This window comes from Aquamicrobium sp. LC103 (assembly GCF_001014615.2).
In the GTDB taxonomy this organism is placed as follows: Bacteria; Pseudomonadota; Alphaproteobacteria; order Rhizobiales; family Rhizobiaceae; genus LBCQ02.
This window is the reverse complement of the sequence record NZ_LBCQ02000009.1, coordinates 111,939-131,868: the sequence shown is the minus strand read 5'-3', so window position 1 is coordinate 131,868 and position 19,930 is coordinate 111,939. Positions and strand designations below refer to the sequence as shown.

Here is a 19,930-nt window from a genome sequence, read left to right as displayed (position 1 = left end):
AAAGGAGAGTTTCATGGAGACGCGCTTTCTGGGCCGATCGGGCCTTGAGGTTTCTGTCATCGGCCTCGGCTGTAACAATTTCGGCGGCATGGTGAAGTCACTCGACGCCGAAGGAACGTCGAAGGTGGTGCACGCCGCGATAGATGCCGGGATCACCCTGTTCGACACGTCCGATTCATATGGAGTGGACGGCGGTTCCGAGGAGATGCTGGGCGAGGTGCTGGGACCGCGCCGCAAGGACATCGTGCTTGCCACGAAATTCGCCTCGCCCATGAACCGCGAGGTGAGCACGCGCCGCAACGCGTCGCGCGGCTACATCATGAAGGCGGTAGAAGACAGCCTGCGCCGGCTGAAGACCGACTGGATCGATCTCTACCAGTATCACTTTCCGGACCCGGACACCCCGATCGAAGAGACGCTGCGCGCGCTGGACGACCTCGTGCGGCAGGGCAAGGTGCGCTACATCGGCTGCTCCAACATGCCAGCCTGGCAGCTGGTTGACGCGAGCTGGACCTCGCGCACGCAAGGGCTGGAGCGGCTGCTTTCGACGCAGGTGGAGTACAACCTTCTCTCCCGTGATGCGGAGCAGTCGCTGTTTCCCGCACTCGAGGCGACCCGCATGACGCTTCTGCCCTATTTCCCGCTCGCCTCCGGCCTGCTCACCGGCAAGTACCGCAAGGGGCAGGAACTGCCGGAAGGCACGCGCATGAGCATGCCCTATTTCGCCAGCGGCGTGACGGATGAGCGCCTCGAGGCGGTGGAAAAGCTGATCGCCTTTGCCGAGGCCCGCGGCCGGACGATCCTGGAGCTGGCGTTCTCGTGGCTTCTGGCGCAGCCGATCGTGACCAGCGTGATCGCTGGCGCCACGCGCGTGGAGCAGGTGACGGCGAACGCGAAGGCGGGCGAGTGGAAACTGACCGCAGAGGAGCTTGCAGAACTGGACACGATTCTTTCGGCCTGATCCCGCAGACAGGGGCTTGCCGACGGTGGGTTGGCGGCCCTTAGTCTCTTTGGACGATTGCCGCGCGGGCGCGCGTCAATATTGCTGCAAGTGCGAAAGGGAAGACCATGAGCGACCTCATCGAACCGCCGAAGACGGATGTCACCTACGAGACCGAGACCCCTGTTCTCTACGAGACGGAAGGCGCAATCGCCTGGGTGACGATGAATCGTCCCACCTTCAACAACGCGCAGAATTCCCAGATGACCTACGCGCTCGACGACGCGTTCCAGCGCGCCGTCAATGACGACGAGATCAAGGTCATCATCCTTCGCGGGGCGGGCAAGCATTTCTCTGCCGGCCACGACATCGGCACGCCGGGCCGCGACGTCAACAAAAGCTTCGAGCGCCGTCTGATGTGGGCTGATCACACCAACAAGCCAGGTGCAGAGATGCTCTATACCCGCGAGCACGAGGTGTATCTGGGCATGTGCCGCCGCTGGCGCGACATTCCCAAGCCGACCATCGCGCTGGTGCAGGGCGCGTGCGTGGCGGGCGGCCTGATGCTTGCATGGGTCTGCGACTTCATCATCGCCTCGGAAGACGCGTTCTTCCAGGACCCGGTTGTCCGCATGGGCATTCCCGGCGTGGAATATTTCGCGCACGGCTTCGAGCTGCCGACGCGCGCAGCCAAGGAATTCCTGCTGCTGGGCGAACGCATGCCGGCGCAGCGCGCGCATCATTTCGGCATGGTCAACCAGCTTGTCGCTCGCGACGGATTGGAGCAGGCCGGCCGGGACATGGCCACCAAGCTCGCAGGCTTCCCGCGGCTCGGACTGTGGCTCGGCAAGCAGGCCATCAACAATGTCGAGGACCTTCGCGGCAAGCGAGCCGCCATGGATGCGCACTATCACATGCACCACTTCGCGCATGCGCAGAACGACCTTGTAACCGGCGACAGGCTCGGCGGCCTCGACGCCAAGAGCATGGCGGCTGCAAACAAGAAGCAGGCGGGCACGAGCTGAACGGCCCGCAGCCCCGCACGGACAGGATCGTATTAGCGTGGACTTGACCTATACAGACGAGCAAAAGCATTTCCGTCAGGAGGTACGTTCCTGGATGGAGGCGCATGTGCCTTCGGCTCCGCTGCCTTCGTTTGACGCCAGCCAGGAAGGATTCGAGGCGCACCGCGAATGGGAGCGCACGCTGAGCAAGGGCCGCTGGGGCATGGTGACATGGCTCGAGACCTATGGCGGCCGCGGGCTCGATCTCATCCAGTGGCTGATCTTCGAGGAGGAATATTACCGTGCCGGCGCGCCGCTGCGCGTCAACCAGAACGGCATTTTCCTGCTTGGGCCGACGCTGATGGAATACGGCACCGACGAGCAGAAGGCCCGCTTCCTGACCGCGATGGCCTCTGGCGACGAAATCTGGGCGCAGGCCTGGTCGGAGCCGCAGGCAGGCAGTGATCTGGCGGCGGTCAAGTCCACCGCGACGCTGGACGGCGACGAATATGTGCTGAAGGGTCACAAGATCTGGTCGTCGCGCGCTGTGTTTGCCGACTGGGCCTTCGGCCTGTTCCGGACCGATCCTGCCTCGCAGCGCCACGAGGGGCTGTCGCTGATCTTCTTCAAGCTCGACGCGCCCGGCGTGCGCGTGCAGGCTATTCCGCAAATCGACGGGGAAACCGGCTTTGCGGAAATCTTCCTCGAGGACGTGCGCGTGCCGGCATTCAACCGGCTGGGCACGGAAGGCGAAGGTTGGTCGATCTGCATGGCGACCGCCGGCTTCGAACGCGGCCTGATGCTGCGCTCGCCCGCCCGGTTCCAGATGGCGGCGCGCAGGCTGGTAGAGCTCTACAAGGCGCATGAAGCCGAGGCGGAGCCGAGCGTACGCGATGCGGTGATGCGCTGTGTGATGGACACGGAAGCCTACGCACTGTCGATCTACAGCACCGCATCGCGGCTGCGTGCCGGCGGCCACATCGGCGCGGAAGCAAGCACCAACAAGATCTTCTGGTCGGAGATGGACATCTCGATGCACAAGGCGGCGCTGTCCATCCTCGGCGCGCGCGCGGAACTGCTGCGGTCCGCCCCGGCAGCCGGCGACATCGGCAAATGGCTGGACGGCTATTTCTTCTCGCTGGCGGGGCCGATCTATGCCGGTTCCAACGAGATCCAGCGCAACATCATCGCCGAGCGTCTGCTCGGTCTGCCGCGGGCTTGAGACATGGATTTCCGCTTTACCGAAGAACAGGAGATGACCGCCTCGGTCGTGCGCGACCTGCTCGCCGACCTCTGCCAGCCCGCAGACCTGCGCCGGCTGATGGAGGCGGGCGAGGCGCGTGACAACGCCCGGTGGGACAAGATCGTCGAGATGGGGCTGGCCGGCATTCTCGTGCCGGAACACGCTGGCGGTCTCGGTCTGGGTGCGGTCGATTTCGTGCAGTGCGCGGAGGCCTGCGGCTATGCCGGTCTGCCGGAACCGCTGGTCGAGAATGCCGGTGTGGCGTTGCCGCTGCTGGCCGGTGCCTCGCCCGCGCATCCCCTGCTTGCCCGCGCCCTTGAAGGGGAGATCACGGTTGCCGTAGGCCACGGCGCAAACCCGTTCGTGGCGGATGCCGACACGGCCGGTGCGATCGTCGTCGAGCGCGACGGCGAGCTGCACCTGATCGAAGCTGATTCAGCCAGCCTGACCCGGCAGCCGAGCATCGACCCGTTCCGCAGGCTCTTCACGGTCGACTTCGCAGCCAGCGAAGCGACAAGGATCGCATCCGCCGGGGAGGCGGCCCCGCTTCTGGCGCAGGCCTTCGACCAGGGCGCGCTGTTTGCCGCCGCGCAACTCCTCGGCATCGCCCAACGTTGTGTCGACCTTGCCGTCGACTATGCCAAGGAGCGGCAGCAGTTCGGCAAGCCGATCGGCTCCTATCAGGCAATCAAGCATCACCTCGCCACCGTGCAGGTGAAGATCGAGTTCGCGCGGCCGGTGCTTCATGCCGCCGCAGCCATGCTTCCACAGCGCGATCTCTATTCGCGCGCCCGCATCTCGCACGCCAAGCTCGTCGCCGCCGAGGCGGCGGACCTTGCCGCACGCACCGCGATCCAAGTGCATGGCGCGATGGGGTATTCGTGGGAAGTGGACGTCCACTTCTTCCTCAAGCGTGCCATCGCCCTCGATACGTGGTGGGGCGCGCCGGCACTTCATCGCGGGCGTGTCGCGGCGCGCGTTCTTGGCGGGCAACTCGGCCCTGACAGCACTTTCTGCAAGGAACAAGAACATGCCTGAGGCCTATATCGTCGACGCCATCCGGACGCCCGTCGGGCGCAAGAAGGGTTCGCTTGCCGGCATGCATTCGGCCGATCTCGGCGCGATTCCGATCTCGGCGCTGATGGAACGCACCGACGTCGATCCGGCCGCGGTGGACGACGTCGTTTATGGCTGCACGGAAACGATCGGCAGCCAGGCGGGTGACGTTGCGCGCACCTGCTGGCTGGTGGCCGGACTGCCCGAGCATGTACCCGGCGTGACGGTGGACCGGCAGTGCGGCTCGTCTCAGCAGGCCGTCCATTTCGCGGCGATGGGCGTGATGAGCGGCGTGCAGGACCTGGTCGTCGCCGGCGGCCTGCAGAACATGAACGCCATTCCGATTTCGGCCGCGATGATCGTCGGCCAGCAGTTCGGCTTCCCCGATCCGTTCCGCACCTCGCCCGGCTGGCTCGCCCGCTTCAACGACCAGGAGGTGAGCCAGTTCCGCTCGGCGGAGATGATCGCGGAAAAGTGGGACTGCTCGCGTGAGGAGATGGAGTGCTTCGCGTTGGCCAGCCACGAACGCGCCTTGCACGCGATGGATGCAGGCTATTTTGCCAACGAGATCGTGCCTGTGGGCGAGCTTTCGACAGACGAGACGCCGCGTCGCGGAACCACGCTTGAGAAGATGGCCGAGCTTCAGCCGCTGGTTAAAGGCGGACGGATCACGGCGGCGGTTTCGAGCCAGACCTGCGACGCTGCCGCAGCACTGCTGATCGCCTCGGAGCGGGCGGTGAAGGACCACAAGTTGAAACCGCGCGCGCGCATCCACTACATGACCGTGCGCGCCGCCGACCCTGTCTGGATGCTGACGGCTCCGATCCCGGCCACCCGCTACGCGCTGGAGAAGACCGGCCTGTCGGTGGACGACATCGACCTGTTCGAGTGCAACGAGGCCTTCGCCTCCGTGCCGATGGCATGGATGAAGGAAATCGGCATTCCGCACGAGAAGCTGAACGTGAATGGCGGCGGGATCTCGCTTGGCCACCCGATCGGAGCCACGGGCGCGAGAATCATGACCACGATGCTCAACGAGCTGGAGCGGCGTGGCGGACGCTATGCGCTGCAGACCATGTGCGAGGGTGGCGGGCAAGCCAACGTAACGATCATCGAAAGGCTGTAGGCCAATGCCGGTTTATGCGTTCGAGGGCATCGTGCCGGTCGTCCATCCGACGACCTACCTGCATCCGACGGCAGTTCTGATCGGCGACGTGACGATCGGGCCGCGGTGCTACATCGGACCCAATGCCTCGCTGCGCGGCGACTTCGGGCGGATCACCGTAGAGGGAGATTCCAGCGTCCAGGACAACTGCACCCTGCACACCGGCTCTGGTTCCGATTGCATCGTCAGGCGTGGTGCTACGGTGGGTCATGGCAGCATCCTGCACGGCTGCGAGGTCGGCCAGAATGCGCTGATCGGCATGCACAGCGTCATCCTCGATGGCGCGGTGATCGGCGAGGACAGCCTGGTGGCGGCTCTGAGCCTCGTCAAGAACGACGCCGACATGCCTGCGAAGCACCTGATTGCCGGCAACCCGGCCCGCGTGGTGAAGGAACTGCCCGAGAGCGCAATCCGCTGGCGCAATGACGGCGACGGCGAATACCAGCGCCTCGCCGATCGGTCGATCGCAGGCCTGGTGGAGTGCGAACCGCTCACCGAGGCTGAACCCGGCCGCCGGCGCAACGCCGGGACGGCGCAAGCGGTGCGCCTGTCGACCAGTACGAAATAGAAATGGGAGAACCCCCTATGGCTGGCATATGTCAGGATCGCGTTGTTGTCGTCACCGGTGCCGGGCGGGGCCTGGGCAGGGCCTACGCGCTGGAACTGGCGCGGCACGGCGCGAAGGTGGTGGTCAACGACCTCGGCGTCGGCACGCATGGCGACGCAACGGCCGAGACGCCGGCGCAGCAGGTGGTGGACGAGATCAAGGCGCTGGGTGGTCAGGCCGTGGCGAACTATGAGGACGTGGCTGACTGGGACGCCGGGCAGCGCGTGGTGCAGGCCGCGATCGATACCTTCGGCGACCTGCATGCGGTGGTCAACAACGCCGGCTTCGTTCGTGACCGCATGTTCGTGTCGTGCACGCCGGAAGAGTGGGACGCCGTGCTGCGCGTGCATCTGCGCGGCCATTTCTGCATCAGCCGCCACGCGGTCGATTACTGGCGCGCGCGCAACAAGGCCGGAGATAAGGTCGACGCCCGCATCATCAACACTTCTTCGGGCGCCGGCCTTCAGGGCAGTGTCGGCCAGAGCGCCTATGCGGCCGCAAAGGCGGGCATCGCCACGCTGACGCTGGTGCAAGCGGCAGAACTGGCCCGCTATGGCATCACCGCTAACGGGCTTGCGCCGAATGCGCGCACGCGCATGACCGAGACCGCCTTTGCAGAGGCGATGAAGGCGAAGGAAGGCGAGTTCGACATCTTCGTGCCCGAGAACACCGGACCGCTCGTCGCCTGGCTATGCAGCGAGCGTTCGGCAGACGTCACCGGGCAGATCTTCGAACTGATCGGCGGCAAGATCCGCATCTGCCTGGGCTGGAACGACGGACCCGAGTTCGACAAGGGCGAGCGCTTCGAGGCGGCCGAGATCGGAGAACGGATCGAACAGCTGATGGCTGAACGCCCGGCGCCGAAGCCCGTCTACGGAACGGCCTGACCGGCCTGTGGGCGACAGCGTCGCCCACTTCTATCAGATTTTCGTGTTGAATGAGGCCGGCCGCTGCAAGAGCAGCGGGCCGGTTTCACGCGTCGCGCCAATAATGAGTTCTTCGCCGTCCGGCAGCCTGTCGCTCTCGCGGCAGGCTGCCGGTCATGCGCCCTGGGAGGCAGGTGTTCTGAGCTGGTCCTTCACCACCTTGCCCTGCGGGCTGGTGGGCAGCGACTGACGGAATTCGATGGAGCGCGGCACCTTGAAGTTGGCGATGTTCGCGCGCGCCCAAGCGATCAGTTCCTGCGCGGTGGCTGTTGTGCCGGGGCGCAGCACGACGAATGCCTTGCCGACCTCCCCGAGCCTGTCGTCGGGAACGCCGATCACGGCGATTTGGCCGATGGAGGGGTGGGCGCTCATGAAGCGCTCGATCTCGGCCGGATAGCAGTTGAAGCCGCCGGTGATGTACATGTCCTTGACGCGATCTTCGATGCGCAGATTACCGCTTTCGTCGAAATAGCCGATGTCGCCGGTATGCAGCCAGCCGTCCTTGTCGACGGTCTTTGCCGTCGCTTCAGGATCGTTGAAATAGCCCTGCATGGTGATGTAGCCGCGGATGACGACCTCGCCGGGGGTGCCGTCAGGCAGGAACGCGCCCTCTCCGTCCAGGATGCGGACTTCCGTATCGGGGAACGGCTTGCCCGAGGTGTTGGCGATCACGTCGTCGTTGTCGTCGGCGCGGCACATGGTTCCGTAGCCGCCACATTCGGTAAGTCCGTAACCGTTTACCACGCCGGCAAAGCCAAGCTCGGAGCGCATGCGGCGGATGAGCGTGGCGGGAACCACGGACCCGCCGGTGATGCCAAGCCGCAGGCTGCTCGTGTCGAATTTCGCCAGTTCCGGGTGCTGGAGCATGCCGTGGAAGATCGCCGGCGGGCCGGGGATGACGCTGACCTTTTCGTTCTGAACGCGATGCAGAATCTCGTCGGGGTCGTAGGTCAGATGCGGCATGAGGACGGCACCGCGCATCAGCGACACGATGGCACCCGAACGGTAGCCGAAAGCGTGGAACAACGGCGGGATGACGAGGATGCGGTCGCCGCGCTGGATGCCGACGCGCGTGGCCCAGGCGTCGATGGCGCGCAGGCACTGCTGGTGGGCGTACATCACGCCCTTCGGATAGCCGGTGGTGCCGGACGTGAAGAGCATGTCGCAGAGGTCGTCCGGGCCGACGCTGGCCGCCCGCATGTTGAGTTCGGCGTCGTCGACGGATGCGCTGCGCGAAACGAAATCTTCCCACGTGCTCTCGCCTTCACGCGCGCTGTCGAACACGACGATGTCGCGCAACAGCTCGCGGGCATCCGCGCCCAGCATGTCTGGATAATATTGGCCGATAAACTCGCCGACGACCATCAGCATGGTGGTGCCGCTGCGGCGGATGAGCTCGGTGACCTCTGCGCCCTTGAAGCGCGTGGAGCAGGGGATGAGGATCGCGCCGGCGCTGACGAGGCCGAGGGACGTAGCGAACCACTTCCAGGAATTCGGGCCCCAGATCATCACCTTGTCACCCTTGCGGATGCCGGAGGCCATGAACGATTTTGCCAGCCGCCTGCGCCACTGGTCGAGTTCGACGAAGGTGAGACTTACGCCGCCGTCCTCGATGGCGCGCGCGTCGCCATAGTGTTCGGCGGCCCGGGCACTCAGCGCCGGTATCGTGGTGAAGTCGGAGTCCAAGCCTTCAATCGCCATAGTTTTCCTGCCTGCATGGGCGTCGGCTGCCGCAGCAAAACTGCCCAGTCGCTATGCGATAGCCGATAGAACGTGATCTTGCACGGGTCATCGTCCGAAGAGACGAGTTGTGCTCGGGACAGTTCCCGTAGAGATAGACGACCCGGTTTTTCGGCCGGCAAGGAGAGTTCGGAAACGGGGCAGGCATTGAGCAGCAATAACTTTCTTCCTCCCATGGACGGACGCGTCGTCATAGTGACGGGCGGCACCAAGGGCATTGGCCGGCATATCGCACAGGCGTTTCTCGATGCCGGTGCGGAAGTCGCGGTCTGCGCGCGCTCGGAGCCGGAAACCCTGCCGGAAAGCGGTTCGCGCAAGGCGAGCTTCCACGCCTGCGACGTGCGGGACGCGACATCCTGCCGTAACCTTGCGGACGGGGTTGGAAACGCCCATGGTCGCATCGACGTGCTGGTGAACAATGCCGGTGGTTCGCCGCCGGTGGATGCGGCTACGGTGTCGCCACGCTTTTCCGAGGCGATCATTGCGCTCAACCTGACCGGGCCGCTGCATCTGTCGCAGGCCGTGCACCGCTGGATGGCTGGGCTGCCGGAAGGCGGCTCGATCATCAACATTGCCAGCGTCGCGGGCCAGCGTCCGGCACCTCAGACGGCAGCCTACGGCGCGGCCAAGGCGGGCCTGCTCAATCTTACCGGCAGCCTGGCGCAGGAATGGGGACCGAAGATCCGCGTCAACGCCATCATTGCCGGGCTTATGCAGACCGAGCAGACCGAGCTGAGCTATGGCTCGCAGGCTGCCCAGGACGAGCTTTCGGCAGCGCTGCCGGCAAAGCGGATGGGGCGTGGCGAGGACATTGCCGCAGCCGCACTTTATTTGGCGTCGCCGATGGCAGCCTTCGTCAGCGGGGCATCGCTGGAAGTCCATGGCGGAGGCGAGACGCCGCTCTTCCTCGACATCATGAAACGGCACGTGCAGCAGGCCGAAGGCTGACGTGGTGGAGCAGTATTCCGCAGGACTTCGCGTGTGCTTAGTCTGAATGAATGATGCTGCAGGCAGACGCATACGCGTAGCTTTCGGTCGTCTATCAAGCGGAGGAGCTTCTAATGACTGTGAATACTAGCGGTACCCGTCAATTGCGGCGGCTGGCGCTGGCGTCGGTGGCCCTTCTGGCCCTCGGTGCTACCGGTGCATCGGCACAGGAAACGATCAAGATGGGCGGCGTCATGTCCATCACCGGCGGCGGCGCGTCCATCGGCGCCGTGGCGACGGAAGCCTGGAAGCTGGCTGTTGAGGAGATCAACGAGGCCGGCGGCATCCTGGGCAAGAAGGTCGAACTCGTGCTGGGTGACACCGCGACCGACCCGACGCATGGCGTCAGCGAAGCCCGCCGTCTGATCGACAATGTCGGCGTCGAGATGCTCGTCGGCCCGGCCACCAGCCAGGAAACCATTCCGATCACCTCCGTTTCCACCGAGAAGAAGGTGGCGCAGATCTCGACGGCTGCGTCGATCGAACTGACGCCGCAGGCAGCGCCCTTCCACTTCTCGACCTCGGTGACCGGCCTCTACCAGATGATGCCGAACATCGACTATGCGATCGACGTGCTCGGTGCCACCAAGATCGGCCTGATCTCGGACAATGGCGGCATGTCGAAGGCTGCTGTCAGCGAAATCATCGAGTACATGAAGGAAAAGGGCGTGGAGCCGGTCATCACGCAGGAATTCCCGTTCCGCGCTGAAGACATGACGCCACAGCTCTTCTCCATGCGCAGCGCCGGCGCCGAAGCGATCCTGCTGATCAACTCGATCGGGGACGACTCGCGCAAGGTGCTCGAGAATCGCGCCGACATCGGCTGGGACGTGCCTGTGCTGGCCAACCAGACCATGTCGAACTACGCCGTCGGCAATGCCGCGATCCTGGGTGAAGATGCCTTCGAGGGCGTCTACAGCACGCAGTTCGTCGGCATGACCTACTGCCCGGACGATGCTGTGGGTGAATCCGCCTTCGCAAAGTTCGTGAAGCGCGCGGAAGCGACGGTGCCGAACATCGACCGCATGGGCGGCGCTCCTTCGCTCAACCCGTACTACATCCAGCCGCTCATCATGGCCGCGGCCGTCAACGGCGCCGGCACGACGGACGGCGAGGCTGTTGCCAAATGGATCGAGGAAAACGCCGACCAGATCCAGGTGCAGATCGGTGCGATCGCCGCCAGCGACAAGAGCCACTTCCTGCCGGCTCCGGAGTCGATCAAGGTGACGAAGAACCCACACCTCCTGCGCGAGGACGGTCTGGTGGAGCGCGTTGACTGCGCTTCCTGACCATGGCCAACCCTATCTGGAACGACTGGAAACCCCGCTTTGGCGGGGTTTCTTTTTGACGCACTGCAAAGTTTTCGACGGTGTGACGAATTGTTTGACATGCCGTTGAATTAGTGACAGGTTGTCAGGGAGAGGTACAGGGAGGATTTTGTGATGACGCCATTGCATTTGCCTGAGCGCCGTTCGTACCCGCCGGATGACGCCAGGGCATAAGCCCCCTCAGCCGCATACACAATCCCAAAGAAGAAGCATCGTTTAGTCCCGTGGGTCTTGCACGCGGGCGAGGAGGAGTAATGTCTTTTCATCCCAGATCAGCAATTAGTTTCGGCCAGCTGCTCAACACGCTTTCCGCCAAGCTCGTTGATGGCGCGTCCGTCGAGGTTGCGCTCGACGCCGTGCGCCTCCATTTCGATGGCGACGTCGCCTTCCTGGAAACCGAACGTCGGGGACGGGAGGCAGAACGCTTCGTTTCCATGGCAGATGACGTGGCGTTCGATCCCCATGCGCTTTCGGACATGCAGTCCGCTTTCCGCAGCGTGCGCTCCGTGAGCAACGCCGGCGACACGGCCTCCTATGAGCTGCGCGTGTTCCGCACCACGGACCGGGACGCGTTCACCCAGGACGACAGCGCGGAGGCGGACGTGCTCGTCGCACAGATCGCACGCTCCCTCGACCTCGCGGCGCGCCTCGACGGCAGCACGGTCGAGAAGAGCCTTTATTCCGACGCCCTCGACAAGCTGAATGTCGGCGTCATCCTGGTCGACCAGAGCGGCCGGCTTTGCAGCGTCTCGGCGCTGGCCGAACGTTTCCTCGCCGCGCGTGACGGCATTCAGGCGCAGCTGGGCAAGCTGCGGGCAACCAGCACGGGAGAAGACCGCCTGCTGCAGGCTGCCATTCGTGAAGCCACCGACAGCTGCAAGCCCGGCGTCTCGCGCGGCGTGTCGCTGACCAAGGAATCGGGCGCGCGCACGCTTGGCGTGATGGTTCGTCCGATGGCCGGTCGCCGTCCCGGCGCGAGCCCCCGTGCCGTGGTCTACATTCGCGACTGCGACGTGGTGCCTGAGGTCGAGAGCGAGTTCGTGCGCCAGATCTTCGACCTCACGCCGGCCGAAGCAGCAGTGACGCGCCGGCTTACCTCGGGCCTGTCGCTGGAGGATGCGGCCATGTCGCTCGACATCAGCCGCAACACGGCGCGCGCGCATCTGCGGTCGATCTTTGCCAAGAGCGGGATTTCCCGGCAGACCGAGCTCGTTCGCTTGGTGCTGAACAGCGCGGCCCTGCTGGGCGAAAGGGAACAGCACGTGGCATGAGCCGCTTGAGCCCCGGAGCCTCACGTCCCGGGGCGGGCAATCAGCGGACTCGGTTGCCGCGAACCTCGTTGCCGCGCCGCATTGTCTCGATGAATTCCTCGAGAGGGGCGGGTTCGGCGACCGGCGCATCGGACGGGCCGCCGCGATCCCAGTATTCCTTCCATGACGGGAACAGCGCGTGAAACGCCCCCTCATAGGGCTCGCGTCCCGGCCAGCGCATCTTGCGCGACCCGATCGGCGGCTTGTTGAGGTCCGTGGCATACCAGTAGAGCGGCTGGCGACGGGCGAAATGCCAGCGGCCGTCAACACGGCGGTAGCGGTCGTAGTACATCATCTGCATGATGACCCATTCCGCGCCGGTCTCGTGCTCGTTCTTGGAATAGACGACGCCAACCGCGTTTTCGCTGTCAATGAATTCGATCACCGTCGAGCCGACATGATGCGATGTGCCGTCGAACTGCTTTCGCATCGTGTCGTCGAAGAAGTCGCGCAAGGCCGCGCGGCCGGACTTGTCCGGGCCGACCTTCACGTCGGGCAGGAACAGGCCGGCGAGAGCATCCATGTCGCGCATGTCGAGCGCGATCGAATATTTCGAGATGAGCTGCCGGATTTCGTCACGCGACTCCAGGCGATCGAGTCGCCGGAGAATTTCTGCCTGCGCGTCGTCCATTGCTTCCCCTCTCAGAAGTAGTAGCGCCCCATGATGTCTGCGACACAGCCGGGCTTGGGCGAACCCTCGAGTTCCATGGTCACGCGGACGGTGGTCTGCACCGTGTTCTCGTCGATCGACTCGGCCTTCACCAGTTCGCCGACCGCGCGCACGCGCGAGCCGACCGGAACCGGCGCCGGAAAGCGCAGCCGGTCAGCGCCGTAGTTGACGGCCATCTTCATGCCCTCCGCTCGCCAAAGCTCGGGAAGGAACATGTTGATGAGCGAGAAGGTGAGGTAGCCATGCGCGACCGTCCTGCCGAAAGGCCCGTCACGGGCCTTGTCGGGGTTGACGTGAATCCACTGGAAATCGCCGGTGGCGCGGGCGAACTCGTCGATGCGGGGCTGCTCGATGGTGAGCCAGTCGCTGTGGCCGAGCGGCTTGCCGAGCGCAGCGACGGCTTCCTGGACGGATGAGAAGACGATGCCCACGCTCACGCCCTCTGGCTGGAAACCGAGATGATCTCGCCGACCATGTAGCCGGCGTAGTCACTGGCGAGGAACATCATCACGTTGGCGACTTCCCACACTTCCGCCGCGCGGCCGAAGGCCTCCTGCTTCGTGAGGGCTTCCAGTTCGCCGGGGCCGGCGGCCTTCCTGAGAAACTCGTGCATCGCGATCGACGGCGAAACCGCGTTGATGCGGATGCCGTGCTCCGCCGCCTCGACGGCGCTGCAGCGCGTGAAAGCCATGACGCCCGCCTTGGCGGCGGCGTAGTGCGACTGGCCTTTCTGCGCGCGCCAGCCAAGCACCGACGCGTTGTTGATGATGGTGCCCTTCTTGCGGGGGATCATCTTCTTCAGCGCGGCGCGGGTCATGCGCATCGTGCCGTTGAGGGTGACGTCGAGGACGAGGTCCCATTCCTCGTCGGTCATCTCGATCACGTTCTTGAAGCCGCCCATGCCGGCATTGTTGATGAGCACGTCGATCCCGCCGAGCTTTTCCTCTGCCGCGTCGACCAGCGCCTGTACCTCTTCCTCGCGCGTGACGTTGCACATCTGCGCGTGAACCTCGGCGCCGCTGCCCAATTCGCGCAGCCTGTCGGCCGCTTCGTTGAGCCGGCGCTCGTGGATGTCGGAAATCATGATCGAGCGGCAGCCTTCCTCGATCGCACGCTTCGCGGCGGCGAAGCCGATGCCGACGCCGGCGGCCGCGGTAATCAGCACTGAACGCCCTTTAAGAAGTGCGTGTCCCTGCACGTAGGGCGGCACAGCGACGGTGGTGGTCTCGCTCATGTTCAATCCTGCCTGGACTTGGAATTATCGAAATCGGCATCGCGCTTGGCGACGAAGGCGTCGCGGGCTTCCTGAGATTCGGCCGTCAGATAGGCCTGCGCGGTAAAGCCCTGTTCCCAGCGATACTTGTGTTCGAGGTCACCGTCCTCGATACCGTTCAGCGCCTCCTTGGCGAGACGGATCATGATCGCGCTCTTGGCCGCGATCTTGGCTGCAACCTCCATTGCCGCCGCGCGCAGCTCCTCGCGCGGGACGACGCGCTCGACCGCGCCGAGGCGGTGCGCTTCGGCGGCGTCGATCGGCTCGCCGGTGAAATACATCTGGCGAACCTTCTGCACCGGGAACAGGCGCTGGAGATGGGCGCCGGCGCCAAGCGCGCCACGGTCCACCTCGGGCACCCCGAATGTGGCGTCCGGCGAGCAGAAGATGATGTCGGCCGAGCCGCAGATGCCGATGCCACCGCCGAGGATGTAGCCGTGCGCAGCCACGATCACCGGCTTGAGACCGCGATGGATGGCGCGGAAGGTTTCCCAGTTGCCGGCGTTCACCTCGGGAATCCGCTCCGGATGCGCCTGTAGTTCCTTGATGTCGACGCCGGCGCAGAAGCCGCGGCCCTCGGCGCGCATGACGATGACGCGCACGTCGGGATTGGCCTGCAGCGCGTCGATTTCCTGCGAGAGCGTTCGCCAGCCGACGCTATCGAGCGCGTTGACGGGCGGGCTTTCAATGACCAGTTCGGCGATGCCGTCCTCGACCTTGCTCCAGAACTGCCGTTTGCTCATCGAACATTCTCCTGTGTGGCAGCCGCCAGCGCCGAGAGGGCGTCGAGCCGCGCATTCGCCTCGCGCATGATGCGCGCAATCAGTTCCTCGCAGCTCTCGAGCCGGTCGATCATGGCGGCCGCCTGGCCGCTTGGAAGCAGGCCGTTGTCGGGGTCGCCACGGACGATGCCGCGCTGCACCAGGGCGGGCAGGTTGGGCGCCATCACCGTCTGCGCGAAGCTGTTTTCGCCGCTGGTTAGCACCCTCCAGCCGAGCTTTGTCATGCCCACCATGCCGAGCCCTGCCTCGGCGCCGTACTCGCGGGCGTATTTGACGCTCATGGCAAGGCGCGCCGGCAGCGACATTGCCTCGAGGCGCCGGATCTTGTCATTCTCGACGAAGCGCTGCGGCAGGCCGTCGACGGCCGTGGTAACGCGTATGATGGTAGGATCCTTGGTCGCGATGTAGCGGTCGAGCGACGAGCGCGGGACCGGGGAATCGCTGGTCATCAGGAAGCGGGTGCCCATCGCGATGCCGGCCGCACCGTAGGCAAGCGCCGCGGCAAGGCCGCGCCCGTCGAACATGCCGCCTGCAGCAACGACCGGAACGTCGACCGCATCCAGAACTTGCGGCAGCAGGATGGATGTCGGCACGGCACCGGTGTGGCCGCCGCCTTCGCCACCCTGCACGGTGACGACATCGGCGCCCAGCTCCACGGCCTTCACCGCATGCTTCAGCGCACCGACCGTGGGCATGCAGACCACGCCCGCGTCGCGCAGGCGCTTGATGGTCTTTGCGTCCGGGCCGCGGCCGTAGCTGACGGCGCGAACCCGATGTTTGATGACGGCAATGATAAGTTCTTCCGCGTTTGGCTGGAACATGTGGAAATTGACGCCGAACGGCCGGTCGGTGAGGTTCTTGATCTTGAGGATCTGGTTTTCCACGTCGCCGGGCTCGGTGGTGGCGCCGGCGAGGAAGCCGAAGCCACCGGCGTTGCATGTTGCGGCCGTCAGTTTTGCATCGGCGACCCAGCCCATCGCGGTCTGTACCACCGGATATTTGCAGCCGAGCTTGTCACAGAGGATCGTGTGCAGGTTGCTTGCCATGTTCTTTCCCTTTTCGACGGCATAGGCGTTCAGATGAGCCCGTTGGTGCGATGCAACATCGTCTCAATGAACTACGCGCCGCCAGCACCAGTCCTTAGTAGAAGACGCGTCCGCCATTCACCATCAGGGTCTGCCCGGTGATCAAGCGCGCCTTGTCGCTCGACAGGAAGACGACGGCGTTGGCGATGTCTTCCGGCTCCGACAGTTCGCCGAGCGGAATGGCGTTCTTGGCGCGGTCGTAGGCGTCCTTGGGAATGCGCTGCATGGCGCGGGTATTGGTCGGCCCGGGGCAGACGGCGTTGACGTTAACCTTCGATGGCCCAAGCTCGCGGGCGAGGGCGCGGGTGAAGCCGAGCACGCCGGCCTTGGCGGATGCGTAGTCGACCGTGCCGATGTCGCCGTTCATGGCCGAGTCGGACGAGATCGAGACGATCTTGCCGGACTTGCGTGCGCGCATCTCCTCGACCACCTGGCGCGAGCAGTTGAGCGTCGTCATCAGCGAGACGTTGATGACGAACTGCAGGGTCTCGGGCTTGGCCAGCCAGAACTCGGAATAATTCTCGCGCGCGGTCTGCCCGATATTGTTGAGGAGCATGTCGATCGGGCCGAGCTCCTTGCGGGCGGCTGCGAAGGCGGCTTCGACCTCTTCGAGCTTCGTCATGTCGCCCACGAAGGGGACGGCCTTGACGCCTTCGGCCTCGATCAGCGCAACGGTTTCGGCAAGCCCGTCGCCCTCGCGATCGAAGACGGCGACATTGGCGCCTTCCTGGGCATATGCGATGGCGCAGGCGCGGCCGATGCCGTTGCCCGCGCCAGTGACGACGGCGACCTTGCCGGCGAACTGCTTCGTGGAAACCATTGTCTCATTCCTCCCTTGATGCGCCATGCCGTTCAACCCGGATGGCGCACAAATCTTGTCAGCAGCGAATAGGAAAGGTCCTCCGGCCCGGCCTTACCGTGCGGGCTGCCGGCAGCGAAGTCTTCATAGGCCGACGGATCGACCGGTTGCCGGCGCGCCCAGTCGAGCGTGATGGAGCGCGACAGGAAACGCCACTCGCCGTTGCGGCGCGCGTAGCGGTCCAGGCTACGGCTGCCGGTGATGATCTCGTAGGCGTCCGGCCCGTGCGTGCGGTGATAGTTGATCTTGTGAACCTCGCCTTCGGCCTCGTCGCCGTCGATCTCGAAGCTCATGTTGACGACGTAGTGCACGGTCGTTTCGTAGGCCGCGATGGCCTTTTCGACGAAGGCGACATAGGCGTCGGCTCCGCCCTCGAACATCGAGCCGTGCTGGTCGAAGGCGTCGTCGTGGTAAAGGCTGCGCAGCAGCGCGAGGTCGCGCCGGTCGGCGGCGCGCGAATAGGCGGTCACAAGCCTGCGAAGACTGTCGCGGGCGATCACGTCTTCGATGCTTGCGTCATGGATGCCCATCTGCGTCCTTTCAGAAAAGGCTTCCGCGCGGCTCGCGCGGCATGCCGAGCCCCTGTTCGGCGATAATGTTGAGCTGGATCTCGTTGCTGCCGCCGTAAATCGTGTCAGAGCGGCTGAACAGGAAGAGCTGCCGCAGCCGCTCGTGGCGCGGGTCGTCGGAGATGACGTTCGCGTCGCGGCCCAGCACGTCCATGGCGAGCTTGCCGAGGTCGCGATGCCAGTTCGACCAATGGTATTTGTAGCCGAGCGTTTCGCGCATCGTTTCGCCGGAAGGATCGTCGGAAAGAACCCGCATGGCGAGATACCGCATGGCGCGCAGCCCGGTCCATGCGCGCGCAATCCGCTGACGTAGGTCCGGTCTCTTTGCCGCGCCGTTCTCGCGCGCAATCTCGCAGACCAGTTCCAGTTCCTGCGCGAAACCCATCTGCTGCCCGAGCGTGGAGATGCCGCGCTCGAAGCTGAGCAGCGCCATGGCGACCTTCCAGCCTTCGCCCGGCTTGCCGACGACATTGGCGGCGCTGGCTCGCGCGCCATCGAAGAAAACTGAATTGAATTCGGCTCCGCCACCGATCTGGCGGATCGGCTGGACCTCGATGCCGGGCTGGTCGAGCTGCATCAGCAGGAAGATGAGGCCGTTGCGGCCGACCGAGCCTTCCTCGCAGCGGGCCAGCACGAAAATCCAGTCGGACAAATGAGCGAGCGAGGTCCATACCTTCTGGCCACTGACCAGCCAGTCGCCGGTGGCAGGGTCCTGCCGGGCGCGGGTGCGGATGTTGCCGAGGTCGGAGCCGGCGCTGGGTTCGGAATAGCCTTGGCACCAGAATTCGGTGCCGGAGCATATGCCCGGCAGGAAGCGCTCTTTCTGCTCCTGCGTGCCGAAGGCGATGAGGGTCGGGCCAACCAGGCCCTCGCCGATATGGCCCATGCGGCCCGGCCCGCCGGCACGGCTGTACTCTTCCTGAAACACGATCTGCTCGGCCACGGAGAGCCCGCGACCGCCCCATTCGTGGGGCCAGCCGGGGCAGGTCCAGCGGCTGCCGGCCAGGACGCGCTCCCACTCCTTGCGCAGGTCGGGCAGGGCGTCGCCATCGCCAGCGTTGCCGCGATGCCGCAGCACCTCGAAGCGCCCGGTGAGGTTGGAGGCCATCCAATCGCGGATTTCGGCGCGCAGTTCGTCGGTGGTTTGGTCGCTCATCGGGCCTCCTCCGCACCCAGCAGGGCATCGGCGATCAGCCCGAGATGGGCGTGTGTAGCGCCCAGCAAGCAGGACGCGGCCTGCGCGCGTTTGAAATAGAGGTGGGGGTCGTATTCCCAGGTGAAGCCGACGCCGCCGTGAAGCTGGATCGCTTCTTCCGACGCCCGATAGAGCAAGTCGCCGGCAAGGGCGCGGGCGGCGGCAATCTCCATGCCGCGCTCTGCAGGCGATGTCGCATCGAAACCTGCGGCGGCTCCGTAGACGAGCGAGCGGGCTTCGGAGAAGTCGACCTCAAGCCGCGCGCAGCGGTGCTTGATTGCCTGGAAGGATGCGATGGTGCGGCCGAATTGCACGCGCGAGGCGATGTAGTCGAGCGTCACGTCCATGACGCCGCAGGCCGCACCGATCTGTTCTGCGGCAAGGCCGAGCATGGCCGACGCGATCGCCGCGTCTGCATCGGCTGCGTCGAAGCCGGCAGCGTCAACACGGGCAGAGGCCGGGAGGGCGACGGGATCGAGGGTGAGTTCTCCGATCTGACGCGTGCCATCGAGCGTAGGCAGGAGGGCGGAGTTTCCGGTTCCAGCCGGCAGCGCGAAGAGGGCGAGCCCTCCATCCAGCTGCGCCGGCACCAGAACGATCGCGGCGGCAAGAAGGTCGGAGACCTGCGCCGCGCGGCCCTCGATTACGTAGCCGTCGCCGCTGGCGCGTGCGTCGAAGCCGATGTGCGCAAGAGGATCGACGGCGAAGATGTCCCACGCCACGGTCGCGGCTTCCCCGCCGGCAATGCGTCCCAGAAGCTCCGCCTTTGCGGTGTCGCCGCCGACGGCGGCTATGAGGGGCGCAGCCATGCAGGAAGTGGACCAGAGCGGCAGGGCGGCGAGACGCCGGCCCACGGCCTCCATCAGCAGCACCTGCTCCGTCATGCCGAGGCCGAGGCCGCCAAACGCTTCCGGAATCGCCATGGCGCACCAGCCGAGTTCGCCGGCGATGGTTGCCCACAGCTCGGCATCGACGCCCTGCGCTGCTTCGACGACCTCCCGCACCCGCTCCGACGTGCTTCGTTCCGCCAGGAGGCGCGTCGCCTCTTCGCGAATCATCTTCTGGTCGTCGCTGAGAACAAGGTCCATGCTTGCCGGTATTCTGTTCGTTGATCGGTCAGCCGGTTCGGTCGCCACCCTGACGGCGATGCCATCCCCGCCAGCGACCAGCATCGTCCGAACGGGGGATAGA

General features: G+C 65.0%; 20 protein-coding genes. 10 read left to right on the top strand and 10 right to left on the bottom strand.

Features of this window, described 5'->3' with window-relative positions:
- The first annotated feature begins 13 nt into the window (after positions 1-13).
- The 7 genes from XW59_RS18150 to XW59_RS18120 all read left to right on the top strand — a co-directional run bounded on the left by XW59_RS18150 (position 14) and on the right by XW59_RS18120 (position 6,902).
- On the top strand, positions 14-961 hold the full coding sequence (locus XW59_RS18150) for an aldo/keto reductase (RefSeq protein WP_047146783.1): 948 nt from the start codon (positions 14-16) through the stop codon (positions 959-961).
- Positions 962-1,068: 107 nt separating this feature from the next.
- Entirely contained in the window at positions 1,069-1,965 is an 897-nt protein-coding gene (locus tag XW59_RS18145; RefSeq protein ID WP_047146782.1) for an enoyl-CoA hydratase, read from the top strand.
- 37 nt (positions 1,966-2,002) lie between these two features.
- Positions 2,003-3,166 (top strand): acyl-CoA dehydrogenase family protein, encoded by a 1,164-nt coding sequence (locus XW59_RS18140; protein ID WP_047146781.1) that lies wholly within the window; start codon positions 2,003-2,005, stop codon positions 3,164-3,166.
- A gap of 3 nt (positions 3,167-3,169) precedes the next feature.
- Positions 3,170-4,225: an acyl-CoA dehydrogenase family protein gene (locus XW59_RS18135; protein ID WP_047146780.1), complete on the top strand. Its 1,056-nt coding sequence runs from the start codon at positions 3,170-3,172 to the stop codon at positions 4,223-4,225.
- Complete coding sequence (locus tag XW59_RS18130) at positions 4,218-5,369, top strand: acetyl-CoA C-acetyltransferase (protein WP_047146779.1); 1,152 nt, start codon at positions 4,218-4,220, stop codon at positions 5,367-5,369. The genes XW59_RS18135 and XW59_RS18130 overlap by 8 nt, the downstream gene beginning before the upstream one ends.
- Before the next feature lie 4 nt (positions 5,370-5,373).
- A complete protein-coding gene (locus XW59_RS18125; RefSeq protein ID WP_047146778.1) occupies positions 5,374-5,976 on the top strand; it encodes a phenylacetic acid degradation protein PaaY in 603 nt (200 codons plus the stop codon).
- 17 nt (positions 5,977-5,993) lie between these two features.
- Positions 5,994-6,902, top strand: a complete 909-nt coding sequence (locus XW59_RS18120; protein WP_047146777.1) for an SDR family oxidoreductase — start codon at positions 5,994-5,996, stop codon at positions 6,900-6,902.
- Positions 6,903-7,055: 153 nt separating this feature from the next.
- On the opposite strand, the gene XW59_RS18115 is transcribed toward XW59_RS18120, so the two are convergent.
- Positions 7,056-8,642 (bottom strand): FadD3 family acyl-CoA ligase, encoded by a 1,587-nt coding sequence (locus XW59_RS18115; RefSeq protein ID WP_137327056.1) that lies wholly within the window; start codon positions 8,640-8,642, stop codon positions 7,056-7,058.
- A 186-nt stretch (positions 8,643-8,828) separates the two neighbouring features.
- Here XW59_RS18115 and XW59_RS18110 point away from each other — a divergent pair, with 186 nt between their 5' ends.
- The 3 genes from XW59_RS18110 to XW59_RS18100 all read left to right on the top strand — a co-directional run bounded on the left by XW59_RS18110 (position 8,829) and on the right by XW59_RS18100 (position 12,267).
- Positions 8,829-9,629 (top strand): SDR family oxidoreductase, encoded by an 801-nt coding sequence (locus tag XW59_RS18110; RefSeq protein ID WP_246666128.1) that lies wholly within the window; start codon positions 8,829-8,831, stop codon positions 9,627-9,629.
- Between the two features lie 113 nt (positions 9,630-9,742).
- Complete coding sequence (locus tag XW59_RS18105; protein WP_047146774.1) at positions 9,743-10,957, top strand: ABC transporter substrate-binding protein; 1,215 nt, start codon at positions 9,743-9,745, stop codon at positions 10,955-10,957.
- Positions 10,958-11,250: 293 nt separating this feature from the next.
- Complete coding sequence (locus tag XW59_RS18100; RefSeq protein WP_246666127.1) at positions 11,251-12,267, top strand: helix-turn-helix transcriptional regulator; 1,017 nt, start codon at positions 11,251-11,253, stop codon at positions 12,265-12,267.
- 40 nt (positions 12,268-12,307) lie between these two features.
- Here XW59_RS18100 and XW59_RS18095 read toward each other — a convergent pair whose 3' ends face one another.
- The 9 genes from XW59_RS18095 to XW59_RS18055 form a co-directional block, all read right to left on the bottom strand.
- A complete protein-coding gene (locus XW59_RS18095) occupies positions 12,308-12,937 on the bottom strand; it encodes a nuclear transport factor 2 family protein (RefSeq protein ID WP_047146773.1) in 630 nt (209 codons plus the stop codon).
- Positions 12,938-12,948: 11 nt separating this feature from the next.
- Positions 12,949-13,407 (bottom strand): MaoC family dehydratase, encoded by a 459-nt coding sequence (locus tag XW59_RS18090; RefSeq protein ID WP_082137673.1) that lies wholly within the window; start codon positions 13,405-13,407, stop codon positions 12,949-12,951.
- Positions 13,408-13,409: 2 nt separating this feature from the next.
- Entirely contained in the window at positions 13,410-14,210 is an 801-nt protein-coding gene (locus XW59_RS18085; RefSeq protein WP_047146771.1) for an SDR family oxidoreductase, read from the bottom strand.
- A 2-nt stretch (positions 14,211-14,212) separates the two neighbouring features.
- Positions 14,213-14,992 (bottom strand): enoyl-CoA hydratase family protein, encoded by a 780-nt coding sequence (locus tag XW59_RS18080; RefSeq protein ID WP_047146770.1) that lies wholly within the window; start codon positions 14,990-14,992, stop codon positions 14,213-14,215.
- Positions 14,989-16,077 (bottom strand): nitronate monooxygenase, encoded by a 1,089-nt coding sequence (locus XW59_RS18075; protein ID WP_047146769.1) that lies wholly within the window; start codon positions 16,075-16,077, stop codon positions 14,989-14,991. Before XW59_RS18075 ends, XW59_RS18080 begins: the two co-directional genes overlap by 4 nt.
- Before the next feature lie 94 nt (positions 16,078-16,171).
- Entirely contained in the window at positions 16,172-16,936 is a 765-nt protein-coding gene (locus XW59_RS18070) for an SDR family oxidoreductase (protein ID WP_047146768.1), read from the bottom strand.
- A gap of 32 nt (positions 16,937-16,968) precedes the next feature.
- Positions 16,969-17,505, bottom strand: a complete 537-nt coding sequence (locus tag XW59_RS18065) for a nuclear transport factor 2 family protein (RefSeq protein ID WP_047146767.1) — start codon at positions 17,503-17,505, stop codon at positions 16,969-16,971.
- Positions 17,506-17,515: 10 nt separating this feature from the next.
- The gene (locus tag XW59_RS18060; RefSeq protein ID WP_047146766.1) at positions 17,516-18,700 is read right to left on the bottom strand and encodes an acyl-CoA dehydrogenase family protein; all 1,185 of its coding nucleotides are present in this window, start codon (positions 18,698-18,700) and stop codon (positions 17,516-17,518) included.
- Positions 18,697-19,827, bottom strand: coding sequence for an acyl-CoA dehydrogenase family protein (locus XW59_RS18055; protein WP_047146924.1), 1,131 nt, complete (start codon positions 19,825-19,827; stop codon positions 18,697-18,699). Before XW59_RS18055 ends, XW59_RS18060 begins: the two co-directional genes overlap by 4 nt.
- Between the last annotated feature and the right edge of the window lie 103 nt (positions 19,828-19,930).